The sequence below is a fragment of the Nonomuraea sp. NPDC004186 genome, from assembly GCF_053603495.1.
Map to the genome: position 1 here is coordinate 1 of NZ_JBSGFQ010000219.1, position 11,346 is coordinate 11,346.

The window sequence follows — 11,346 nt, forward strand, 5'->3', positions numbered from 1 at the left end:
GTGCGCTCCGGTGACACGTTCAGGATCACCCTGGCGACAGGGAGACCTGTCGCCAGGCGTCAGCCCAGATCGCGGTTCCTCACGCCCCCCGCATGGACCAGGCATGCTCACGGGCGCGGTCGAGATCGCCCAGCTTGCGACAGCGCTCACTCAAGTTCAGGTGCCACGGCCGGCCGCTGAAGCGTCTCCCCAGCTTGGGCCGTACGGCGCGGGCCCGTCCTCATCGGTGGAGCAGCGGCTTGTCAGCCAGGCAGCCTGTGGCCATCGCCGGTGCCGAGCATGACCTTGCCGCGGTTGGCGCGGGACTCCAAGCGCCGGTGTGCTTCCGCTGCGTCCTGCAGGGCGAAGATGGAATCCACCGGCACGCGCAGCTCGCCGCCGGCCACCTTCGCGACCAACTGCTCGAGGTCGGCACGCGGGTCGTATCCGAGCTCGACGAGGTTGGCGGACTGGTAGCCGTGGATGCTCACGTTCTTCGGATAGAAGTCGCGTGTGTCGATCACGCTCGGCGCCAGGGCGACGTTGGCCAAGGCCACGACCCGCCCGCCCGGCGCGGCGGCTTTGAGGCTCAGCGGGAAGACGTCGCCGCCGACCGTGTCGAGCACCACCTCGGCCCCGCGTCCGCCTGTCAAGGCTTTGACGTGGTCGAGGAGGTCGTCGCCGGACAACTGCCGGGAGTCGAGCACCTCGTGCGCGCCGAGTTCGGCCACCCAGGTGGTCTTCTCCTTGGTGCCGGCCGCCGCGATCACCCGCGCCCCGGCCGCCGCGGCGATCTGCACCGCCGCGCTCCCCACGCCACTGGCCGCCGCGTGGATCAGCACCGTCTGACCGGGTTGGATCTGGCCGAGGGTGGTGAGGCAGTACCAGGCAGTCAGCCACGCGACCGGCAGCGCCGCCGCGTGGAACGGATCCACGCCGTCAGGCAGCGCCAGCACCCGCTCGGTCGAGACCACAGCCTGCTCGGCGTAGAAACCAGGTGCGTTGGGCTCCCCCCTCATCAGGACCTTCTGCCCGACGCGGAAGCCGTGCGTGCGCTCGCCCAAGGCGCTGATCGTCCCGGCCGCCTCCAGGCCGAGGATCACGGGCGGCGGGTCGGCCCGGTGGTAACGGCCCGATCGGAGGAGCGCGTCGGCCCGGTTCACTCCCACGGCTTCGATCTGAACCAGCACCTGGCCGGGGCCGGGTGACGGATCGGGCACCTCGACGACGTTGAGGACCTCCGGACCTCCGAATGCCTGCACCACCACAGCGCGCATGACTCTCCTTCGTGACACCGTTTGAACAGGTGTCAGCCTGCAACACTGGTTCAACCGGTGTCAACTGGTAGGGTGCTGCCATGAACCCGCGAACGTCCGAGGCCGAGCCGCTCCCCGCCTTCGTCTTCGTCGGCGGCCGGCCGTGCCTGGACCTGGTGGACACGCTCGGCAAGCGCGGCACACTCGACATCGAACGCCTGCCCACGCCCGAGCGCCTCGGCAGGTGGCTGCGCGAGGTCGGTCTCGCCAACAAGCCACCACTGGTCTCCGAGGACGAGCTGGACCAGGCCCGCAAGCTGCGCGAGGCCATTTACCGGCTGGTGCGCTGCGTGCTCGACGGGACGCGCCCGGACCGGCACGCGCTGGCGGTGATCAACCGGATGGCAGCCGTCGCCGATCTTGCGCCGCGACTGGAGGTCGCCACCGCTTCAGGGACGAGCCCCCTCACCGCGCGATGGCCGACCCCCACGCCGGTCGGCGCGGCGCTGTCCACCCTCGCGCGGGACGGGATCGACCTGCTCAGCGGGCCTCTTGCCGCGAGGGTGAAAGAGTGCGAGAGCCCTGACTGCACGCTGGTGTTCCTCGACGACTCCCAGGCGCGCCGCCGTCGCTGGTGTTCGATGGACCGCTGCGGCAACCTTGCCAAGATCGCCAAGTACCGCTCGCGCGGGCGCGACACCACCTCGTCCGATGGTGCGGCCGATCGATAAGCGGGTGCCGCGATAGCGCAGGTCATTTGTGCTGTATGGATCTTTGGAGCGCCACTGATGAGCACCGTCGTTGTCGTGCTGTCGATCCTGCTCGGTCTGCTGTTCCTCGGGACCGGCGGGGTCAAGGTGCTGAGTCTGCCGCAGTCGCTGGCGATCCGCGATCATCTCGGACTCCGGCCGAGGTTGTGGCAATTGATCGGCGTGTGCGAGTCAGCCGGGGGTCTGGGGCTGCTCGCCGGGCTCGCGGTGCCGTTGCTCGGCGTGGCCGCGTCGATCGGACTGGTCATGTTGATGGCCGGTGCAGTCATCAGCCGGATCCGGGTGTCCGACTCGGCGGCGACGATATCCGTCGATGTCCTGGTGCTGGCGTTGGTGGTGGTTCTCGTGGTCGTACGCGCGTCGGCGTGACGGGCAGAACCGTCCAGGTTCCGCATCCGGCTCAAACAGACGACGACCTGTCACACCGGTGTCCCGACTCGGCCTGCTGACGACGGGCGCCGCCACCGTGCTCCATGGTCTCGAACACCAGCGGCCGCGACCGTCATTTCGGGCCGTGACCCTTTATCTTGATCTTCTTCGTCTTGATCTTCTTAGCCTGTCCATGCGGGACGCCGGCCACGTCGGTGGAGAGGGGTGGTTCCGTACGAGCATGCTCCGGTTCGCTCCTCGCGACCCGGCGCTGGCCCGAGATGAGGTGGGCCGGCAGCGCCGTGTCCGGCTCGATCGCGGTGGGCGGCGGAGTGGCCTCCGTCAGGGGTGGCGAATGGTGCGTGCTCGGCTCGACGCGCCACCACGAGGTGGTCGCCATCACGCTGACGATCAGGGCCGCGATGACGGCCGCCTGCCGCCAATGCTCGACGGCCCACTGCCGGTACGGTGTCCGTTCCCCAAGCGGGCGGCCGACGGGCGAGCCGCTGATCTGCCCGCTGTCACCGTCAACGGTCGGAGGGTCCGAAGAGATCGGAATGACCGGTTGCTCACACAGGGTGGACAGTTGCTCGTGAAGGCGAGCCGCGTCCGTACGCCGGGCCGGATCCTTGTCCAGCAGCCCGGCGATGATCGAGGTGAGCGGCCCTGCGTGCTCCAACGGCAAGGGGTCCGAGGCCATCACCGCGGACAGGGTGGCCAGCTCACTGCTGAACCCGAACGGGGCACGGCCCTCGACCGCCGCGTACAAGGTGGCGCCCAGCGACCACAGATCGGCCTGCGGGGTGGCGGGGCCACCGCGGGCGCGTTCGGGGGCGATGTAGGCGGGGGTGCCGACGACGATGCTCTCCCGGGTGCGGCGCGCCTGGTCATCCAGGGTGCTGGCCAGCCCGAAGTCGGTGAGGATGGCGTGCTCGTCGTCGGTGATGAGGATGTTGGCGGGCTTGATGTCGCGGTGCACGATGCCGCCGGCGTGGGCGGCGCGCAGGGCGTCCAGCACTTCGAGCCCGATTCGAGCGACCGCGGACGAGGGCAGCGGTCCCCGTTCGGTGATCACCTGGGCGAGGCTGGGGGCGGGGACGAGCTGAAGTACGATCCACGGCCGTTCGTCGGCGACCACGACGTCGTACACGGCTGCTATGCGCGGGTGGCTCAGCCGCGCGGTCAGGCGAGCCTCGCGCAGGGTCCGCCTGAGCAGCGCCTCGCGCTCTGGCCCCGGCTGGTGCGGGATGCGGATCTCCTTGACCGCCACCTGCCGATCCAGCAGCTCGTCATGAGCGCGCCAGACCCTGCCCATGGCCCCTCGGCCCAGCTCGGCCAGTAACCTGTACCGAGCCCCCAATAACCATCCTTCATAGCCTGTAACGGGCATGACGACATGAGTACCCGATCATCGTCCGTACATGCACACCCGCGATCTTCGACTGTTGGTTCCCGGAGAATGTCGGTTTGTCCGGCCGTTCTCGCCGAGGAAGAAGCAGTGCTTCGCATACGGCCGACCGGTTGGCCGCCTGCCGGAACGCCTGAGACACCGGCCCGGCGATCACCGAAGCGATGGCCTCCTCGCCGCAGTGGCCAGGCAGGAGGCCGGCAGCGGGAACCAGCGCAGCCGCTCGAAGTCGTCCGGCAGGCCGGGCGGGCGCAGGTCGATCTCGTCGGGGCGGGCCGCCAGGATGGCCCGCGCCTCCTCCAGGTAGCCGGGCAGGGCGTCCTCGCCGGCCCGGACATGTGGGGCGGGCGGCGCGCCGGGGTCGTCAAAGCGCAAGTCGGAAAGGTGCAGTGGCGGTTCGGCGGAGTCGCGGTGGTGCCGCCACAGCCCGGTACGGGGCTCGAAGCGGTAATCGGGCAACAACCGGTGGCCGTATCGGGCGATCAGTTCGACGGCCTCGATGAGGTAGTCGCAGACCGCGTCGGAGACGAAGTAGTTGAAGTTGATGCGTACCCAGCCCGGTTTGATGCCCTGGCAGCCATGCCCGATCTCCTCCTCGAAGGCCCGCGAGCGCGCGGCGTCGATGGCCAGCAGGCGGTGGCCGTAGGGGCCGGCGCAGGAGCAGCCGCCGCGCGCCTGGATGCCGAGCAGGTCGTTCAGCACCGCCACCACGTAGTTGTGGTGCAGGAACAGCTCCCCGGACCGGATGCGGACCGACACGATGGACAGCCGCCGAGAGTGCCGGTCGCCGAGGATCTCGATGTTCGGGTTGCTCTCCCATCGTCGCAGGGCCCGTTGCCAGAAGCGTTCCTCACGAGCCTGGATGAGGTCGGTGCCGATGGCCTGCTTGAGCCGGAAGACCAGCCCGGCGCGGATCGACTCGACGATGGCCGGTGTGCCGCCCTCCTCGCGGGCGACCGCGTCGTCGAGATAGCGGTGCCCGGTGGGGTCCACGAACAGCACGGTGCCGCCGCCCGGCGCGGTGGGCACCCGGTTGCGGACCAGTTCGCGCCTCACCACCAGGACACCGGGCGTCTGCGGCCCGCCGATGAACTTGTGCGGCGACAGGAAGATCGCATCCTTGTGGTCGTTCGCCCCGGGCGCGCTGGCGGCCATCCGGATCGGCACGTACGGACCGGCCGCCGCGTAGTCCCAGAACGACAGCGCGCCGTGCTCGTGGAGCAGCGCCGCGATGCGCTCGGTGTCGGACAGGATGCCGGTCACGTTCGAGGCGGCCGAGAAGCTGCCGATCAGCAGCGGCCGGCCGGCGTGGCGCGCCAGCTGGACACGCAGGTCGTCGCAGTCGATGTGGCCGTCGCGGTCCTCGCCGATGGCGACGGTGTCGGCGATGGACTCGCGCCAGGGCAACTCGTTCGAGTGGTGCTCGTACGGACCGACGAACACCACCGGCCGGTCCTCCTCCGGGACCATCGGCGCGTACCGGCCGGGGACCCGCAGCTCCAGGATGCCGACGAGCTTGTTGATCGCCGCGGTCGCGCCCGAACCGCAGAAGATCACCACGTCGTCCGGGCCACCGCCGACGGCGTCGTGGACGGCACCGCGGGCCTCCTCGCGTAATCGGCTGGTCTGCAGCCCGGTTCCGGAGCTCTCGGTGTGGGTGTTGGCGTAGCGCGGCAGGACGTGGTCGCGGACGAAGTCCTCGATGAAGCCGAGCGACCGGCCCGAGGCGGTGTAGTCGGCGTAGATGATGCGGCGCGGTCCGTACGGGCCCCGCAGCACCTCGTCGTCGCCGATGACGGCGGCGCGGATGCGCTCCAGCAGCGGCGAGGTCGGCGGTTCGGAGGCGGATCGTCGTGTCTGCACGCATCCAGGATCCCCCGCTCGCCGGCCCGGCAACAGGCCGCCGCGGGGATGCTCGCCCGCACCTGGCCGGCCGCGACAAAGCATTCCGCCGCCTGGAATCCACCCGGTCACGGGCTCCCACCGAGCTACGTCCTGATCCCGTTCATCACGGGATCAGGGCTGTCGGTGCTTCATGTCGCTTGCTTCCGGCTGACGGAGTCGAAGCCCGGGGCCGCAGGAAGGCCACGCCCGCGCATATCGCGGCCAGCAGGAGAATGCAGGCCCACGCGAACCAGTCGCCGAACCTGGTGTACAGGGTCGGCACCGCACGGTCCGGCAGGTCCGCGGTCACCGACACGAAGGAGTCGTCCGTGGTGCGGGCCTCGGCCAGCAGGCGACCGTTGGGGTCGCTCACGGTCAGGGCGCCCTGCCGGGACGCTCGTGCCACCGTCAGGCCGTTCTCGATCCCGCGCGTGATCGCCATCCGGCTGTGCAGCCAGGCGTCGTCGCCGAAATCCCAGGCCGGTACGAACAGCGCGGTCGCCCCGTCGCGCCGGTAGTCGCGGACCAGGTCGGGGAAGTCGAGATCGAAGCAGATCGCGATCGCCCATCGTCCGCCGGACCCGGGTACGAACGCCTGCGCCGTTCCTGCCTGGAACTCGCTCTCCAGGCCCGGGACGAGGTGGCGCTTGACGTACTCGACGGGCCGGCCGCCGTGGGAGGGGAAGTCGATGGCCGCGTTGTACTCGCGGCCGTCCCTGGTGAGGATCAGCCCGACGATGATGTCGAGGCGATGGTCGGAGGCGAGCCGGGACAACGGTCCGGCGAGCGACGGCAGGTCCGCCTCATCCACCCGGAACGCCTTCTCGGGAAGTACGACGACGTCGGCGCCACGCTCGGCCAGGGCCGGGATGCGGCTCATGTAGCCGGCCAGCAGGGTTCGCCCTTCGGGACCGGTCACCGCCGCCGGGTCGATCGACCGGTCGGTGGCCAGCATCGCCGCCTTGACCGCCGTTCCCGCTTCGGCCGGCCGTAGCTGCCAGAATCCGTATCCCGCCGCCACGGCCGCGACCAGCGCGGCGGCCACGGCCACCCGCACCCGGCCGACCGCAGCGTGCGTCAGCAGGGCGGCGGCCGCGGCCGGGGCTCCCATCAGCAGGAACGTCACTCCCCATGGCCCGGTGGCCGAGGCGAGCTGGATGACGGGAAGGACGTCGGCCTGGGTGTAGGCCAGGCTCCACCAGGCGCCGTTCGGCGTGATCAGCGACAGCGCGTACTCGATGACGGCCCACGCCGCCGGGACGACGCCGACGGCCATCAGCGGGCGTCCGCGCAACGTCAGGCCCCGGTAGGCGATCACCACCAGGCCGAACAGCAGCGCCGAACCGACGAGCAGGAGGACGACCATCGCCGGCGGTATCTGCACCGTGTTCAGGAAATATCCCCACATGGGGGTCTGGCCTGCGAGCCAGGCGACGGACGCGCTGGCGAGTGCCGCACGCGCCGAGCAGCGCGGCACCAGGACGAGGATCGGGATCGGCGCGATCCACGTACACCAGGGCACCGGCCGCAAGCCGGTTCCGAACCAGAACAGCGTGGCCGACAGCACCGCCGCGGCGATCAGCCACCATCGTTGTGATCTCATCGAGCAGACTCCTCCACCTGGGAACTGCCTCGATACTCCGCACCGGAGCCCTGCCGCCACATCGGCGGGAAGAGTGATCTCCGCACTCCCCCTCACGGACGCTCAGGCGCCACCGGCGACGATGAGTCCCGACTCGTAGGCGAACACGACCGCCTGTACCCGATCGCGCAGTCCCAGTTTCGTCAGGATTCGGCTGACATGGCTCTTGACCGTGTACTCGCTGACGACCATCTCGCCGGCGATCTCCGCGTTGGACAGCCCCCGGGCCACCAGCCGCAGCGTCTCGGCCTCACGGCTGGTCAGCTCGGTGAGGCGGGCGGCCAGCCGGGGCGCCACCCCATGATTCGGCCGCAGGACCAGGTCCTCGATGAGACGTCTGGTCACCGTGGGCGCCAGCAGGGACTCTCCCGCCGCCACCACGCGCACCGCCGCGACCAGTTCGTCGCGACGGATGTCCTTCAGCAGGAATCCGCTGGCCCCCGCGCGCAGCGCATCGTAGACGTACTCGTCCAGATCGAACATGGTCAACACCAGCACCTTGGCGGACGTCGCCGAGCAGATCCGCTCAGTCGCCTCGATCCCGCCCATGCCGGGCATCCGGATGTCCATCAGCACGACGTCCGGGCGCAGCTCGGTGGCTGCCTGAACGGCCTCGGCGCCGTCGGCCGCCTCGCCGACTACGGTGATGTCGGCCTGAGCGTTCAGGATCATGGCGAAGCCGCCCCGGAACAGATCCTGATCGTCGGCCACGAGCACGCGGAGCATACGCCTATCCAACCGGAAGCGTGGCCACCACCACGAAGCCCTTGTCCCTCGGACCGGCGTGCAGCGTCCCCCCGCAAGCGGTGGCCCGTTCGCGCATCCCGATCAGGCCGTGTCCTCCGGGGGCGCCGTCCACACCGCTGCCGTCGTCGGTCACCTCGACCCGCAGCGCGCTCGGCGTCCAGCACAGTCGTACCCGCGCGGTGCGCGCGTGCGCGTGGCGCAGCACGTTCGTCAGCGCCTCCTGCACGATCCGGTACGCCGCCACGTCGACCTCCGCGGGGATCGGCCGCGACGGGCCGTCGCTGGTCAAGGTCACCCGCAGCCCGGTACGGCCGGTCCGCTCGACCAGGTCCGGCAGGGCCGCGAGCCCGGGTTGCGGCTCCCGGCGGCCGTCCTGGCCCGAGCGCATCGCGCCGAGCAGGGCCCGCAGCTGGGCGATCGCGCCCCGGCCGGTGTCGGCGATCGCGTCGAAGGCGGCCTCCGCACGTTCGGGATCGGCCCGGAGCATCAGCGGCCCGGCCTCAGCCTGGACGACGATGAGGCCGACCGAGTGGGTGAGGATGTCATGCATGTCCCGAGCGATGCGAGCCCGCTCGTGAGCTGCGGCGATGGCGCGCTCCCGCTCCATCCGCAGGGCACGTTCGGCCAGCTCGGCGGCTCGGGCGCGGCGGGCGCGGGTGCTGGTGCCCAGCGCGTACGCCGCGACGAACGCCGTACCCACCACCCGATAAGAATCCAGATCTTCCTGCGGCAGGACGAGCGAGACGTACACTCCGGCGCCGATGACCGGGACGGCCACCAGCCGCAGCAGCGGCGAGCTCAGCGCGGCGATGGTGTAGGTGCCGACCAGCGGCCCGTACGGCAGCATCGGCTTCTCCCACATCACCAGCGCCGTCATCGCCAGCCCGACCACACCGGTCACCACGAGTGGCGCCGTCCGCCGCCACAGCACCGGCACCGAAGCCAGCACCGCCAGCGCGACCACCCACCACGGCTGCGGGAAGGGGACCAGCGAGGGACCGACGGTGGCGGCCGACACGACGACAGTGATCGCGATGTCGACCACGCGTGGGGGTACGTTCTGGAACCGGGTGCGCAGCCGCTCAGTGAGTCCGGGCATCTCGCCCAGTATCAGGATTCATGCCGCCCGGCGCATCCCTCTCACGACGGACAGCGTCCCTCACTCTCAGGAGTGGTCCTGGTGCCCGCGTCGCCGAAGAACGCGTCCGCCATCCGCTCAGCGCCCATTGGAGAACATTCTACGTTCACCGTCTATTTAACATGGGACGTTGGACGTAGGATGTCCCCTCGTAACCTTCTCCTGTCAGGAAGGGCGTGGACATGCACGATGGCCATCCCCCGGAGGGCCGTGCCGGACGTCGATCCCGGCGCCGACGGGCGGGCGCCGTAGTGGTGCTCGCCGGCTTACTCGTCAGCGCGTTCGGCGGGCCGGCGACCGCGGCACCGGCACCGGCACCGGCACCGGCGGAAACGTTCGAGGCCGGCGCGACCGCCGAAGCCGCACCGTTCGTGGACGAGCAGGTGCTCTACAAACAGGGCGACTTCGGATACGGCTGCTTCCGGATCCCCGCCGTGGTGCGGGCCACGAACGGCATGCTCCTGGCGTTCGCCGAGGGACGGGTGAAGGACTGCGGCGACGACGAGGACATTGACCTCGTGGTGCGCCGTTCCGCCGACAGCGGCCGGACCTGGGGCCCGCTGCAGGTGATCTCGGAGGGCAACGGCACGACCCACGGCAACCCGGTGCCGATCGTCGACGAGCGCACCGGGCGGATCGTGCTGGTGAGCACCCACAACGGTCCGGAGCCGTGCCCGAACGGCTGTGACCGCGACCCCTGGGTGCAGTTCAGCGACGATCACGGGGCGACCTGGTCGGCCGCCAGGGAGATGACCGAGGGCAAGCGTCCGGAGTGGAACTTCTGGTACGCCACCGGCCCGATGCACGGCATCCAGCTCAAGCGGGGCCCGCACGCCGGGCGGCTGGTCGTCGGGGCGAGTTTCGAGAGCTGGGACCGGGTCGGCAAGCACGTCTACGGCACGCACCTGCTCTACAGCGACGACAGCGGGGCGACGTGGAACATCGGCGCCGAGACGTCCCGCGATGACGGCACGGTCATCGCCCAGGAGGTCACCGTCATCGAGCTGACCGACGGGCGGATCTACGCCTCGGCCCGTGAGCGCGGCACCGACGAGGGCAGCCGGGCGTACGCGACCAGCAGCGACAGCGGCCAGACGTGGGACACCCCGTTCCGCACCATGCCGGCGCTGGCGACGACCGACGTCCAGGCGTCGCTGCTGCGGTTCAGCGACGGGCGCATCCTGTTCTCCTCGCCGATGCACCCGGGCGCCCGGGAAGCGATGGGGATCCGGTCGTCCTACGACGAGGGGCGCCGCTTCGAGACCTGGGACGAGGGCAAGGTCTTCTACTGGGGGCCGACGGCGTACTCGGACATGGTGCATCTGGACGGCGACGAAGCGGCCCTGATGTACGAGGCCGGCACCATCACGCCGTACGAGCAGATCCGCTTCGCACGGTTCAACGAGGCGTACCTGGAGACGCCGAACGGCACCCCGCCCGGCATCCCCGGCCCTCCGGCGCCCGGCCCGACGACGCCGGACAAGTCGCCGTACCGCAACCAGGCGTATGTCCGCGGCGGCGCTCAGACCACCGACGGGCGGTTCGGCAACGGGCTGGCTCTGGACCGGGTGGACGACCGGGTGGAGGTGCCGTTCAACGACTCCATCGACCTCGGCGCGAAGGACTTCACGCTGACCTCCTGGATCCGGTACTCGGAGCAGACCGGCTCGCACGCGATCCTCTGGTTCCATCGGGTGAACAGGGGCACCAACCCGCCGGCGCTGTGGCTGCGGGCCGAACCGGCCAGCAACCGCATCCGGGCGGTCCTCTCCGTCGGCCGGTTCAACGTGACCGTGCAGTCGCCGAGCGCGTACAACGACGGGCAGTGGCACTTCGTGGTGCTCCAGCGGGTACGTGGCGAGCTCCGGCTCCTGGTGGACGGCGTACAGGTCTCGTCTGCGGCGGCGCCGCCCGGCTCGCTGACCCTCGGCAAGGAGTTCGGGCTCGAGGGAATCCACATCGGGCAGCGGTTGGACGGCGTGGACCGCTTCCGTGGGTCGCTGGACGAGGTACGCGTCTACCGGCGTGCCGTCACCGACGCCGAGCTGGACCTGATCCGGCAGCGGAACCTCCCGGTCGGCGGTCAGCTCGGGCTGCGGCTGCCGTTCGACCACGTCAGCTGAAGCCGTTCGGCGATGGCGCTCGCCGGCCCC

The 11,346-nt window shown here is 70.4% G+C and carries 9 protein-coding genes; 3 read left to right on the plus strand and 6 right to left on the minus strand.

Annotated elements, in window-relative coordinates; genetic code table 11:
* Positions 1-242: 242 nt before the first annotated feature.
* Positions 243-1,256 carry a quinone oxidoreductase family protein gene (locus ACWEPL_RS63590; RefSeq protein WP_452442618.1) on the minus strand — a complete coding sequence of 338 codons (1,014 nt, stop codon included), beginning with the start codon at positions 1,254-1,256 and terminating at the stop codon, positions 243-245.
* Between the two features lie 80 nt (positions 1,257-1,336).
* On the opposite strand from ACWEPL_RS63590, the gene ACWEPL_RS63595 reads away from it, so the two are divergent.
* On the plus strand, positions 1,337-1,966 hold the full coding sequence (locus ACWEPL_RS63595) for a CGNR zinc finger domain-containing protein (RefSeq protein WP_452442620.1): 630 nt from the start codon (positions 1,337-1,339) through the stop codon (positions 1,964-1,966).
* 75 nt (positions 1,967-2,041) lie between these two features.
* A complete protein-coding gene (locus ACWEPL_RS63600) occupies positions 2,042-2,374 on the plus strand; it encodes a DoxX family protein (protein ID WP_397375127.1) in 333 nt (110 codons plus the stop codon).
* 133 nt (positions 2,375-2,507) lie between these two features.
* On the opposite strand, the gene ACWEPL_RS63605 is transcribed toward ACWEPL_RS63600, so the two are convergent.
* From ACWEPL_RS63605 to ACWEPL_RS63625, 5 genes are all read right to left on the minus strand, one after another.
* The gene (locus tag ACWEPL_RS63605; RefSeq protein WP_452442622.1) at positions 2,508-3,764 is read right to left on the minus strand and encodes a protein kinase domain-containing protein; all 1,257 of its coding nucleotides are present in this window, start codon (positions 3,762-3,764) and stop codon (positions 2,508-2,510) included.
* 171 nt (positions 3,765-3,935) lie between these two features.
* On the minus strand, positions 3,936-5,645 hold the full coding sequence (locus tag ACWEPL_RS63610; protein WP_452442624.1) for an aminotransferase class V-fold PLP-dependent enzyme: 1,710 nt from the start codon (positions 5,643-5,645) through the stop codon (positions 3,936-3,938).
* Positions 5,646-5,790: 145 nt separating this feature from the next.
* The gene (locus ACWEPL_RS63615; RefSeq protein ID WP_452442626.1) at positions 5,791-7,269 is read right to left on the minus strand and encodes a nitrilase-related carbon-nitrogen hydrolase; all 1,479 of its coding nucleotides are present in this window, start codon (positions 7,267-7,269) and stop codon (positions 5,791-5,793) included.
* Positions 7,270-7,371: 102 nt separating this feature from the next.
* On the minus strand, positions 7,372-8,034 hold the full coding sequence (locus ACWEPL_RS63620) for a response regulator transcription factor (RefSeq protein WP_363984215.1): 663 nt from the start codon (positions 8,032-8,034) through the stop codon (positions 7,372-7,374).
* 4 nt (positions 8,035-8,038) lie between these two features.
* Positions 8,039-9,154, minus strand: a complete 1,116-nt coding sequence (locus ACWEPL_RS63625) for a sensor histidine kinase (RefSeq protein ID WP_452442628.1) — start codon at positions 9,152-9,154, stop codon at positions 8,039-8,041.
* A gap of 293 nt (positions 9,155-9,447) precedes the next feature.
* Between ACWEPL_RS63625 and ACWEPL_RS63630 the strand changes: the two genes are divergently transcribed.
* Positions 9,448-11,316 (plus strand): exo-alpha-sialidase, encoded by a 1,869-nt coding sequence (locus ACWEPL_RS63630; protein ID WP_452442630.1) that lies wholly within the window; start codon positions 9,448-9,450, stop codon positions 11,314-11,316.
* The last annotated feature ends 30 nt before the right edge of the window (positions 11,317-11,346 follow it).

Bases quoted from the DNA above. Each gene is read 5' to 3' on its own strand.
- ACWEPL_RS63590 (WP_452442618.1), bottom strand. From the start codon at position 1,256: ATGCGCGCTGTGGTGGTGCAGGCATTCGGAGGTCCGGAGGTCCTCAAC.
- ACWEPL_RS63595 (WP_452442620.1), top strand. From the start codon at position 1,337: ATGAACCCGCGAACGTCCGAGGCCGAGCCGCTCCCCGCCTTCGTCTTC.
- ACWEPL_RS63605 (WP_452442622.1), bottom strand. From the start codon at position 3,764: ATGCCCGTTACAGGCTATGAAGGATGGTTATTGGGGGCTCGGTACAGG.
- ACWEPL_RS63615 (WP_452442626.1), bottom strand. From the start codon at position 7,269: ATGAGATCACAACGATGGTGGCTGATCGCCGCGGCGGTGCTGTCGGCC.
- ACWEPL_RS63620 (WP_363984215.1), bottom strand. From the start codon at position 8,034: ATGCTCCGCGTGCTCGTGGCCGACGATCAGGATCTGTTCCGGGGCGGC.
- ACWEPL_RS63625 (WP_452442628.1), bottom strand. From the start codon at position 9,154: ATGCCCGGACTCACTGAGCGGCTGCGCACCCGGTTCCAGAACGTACCC.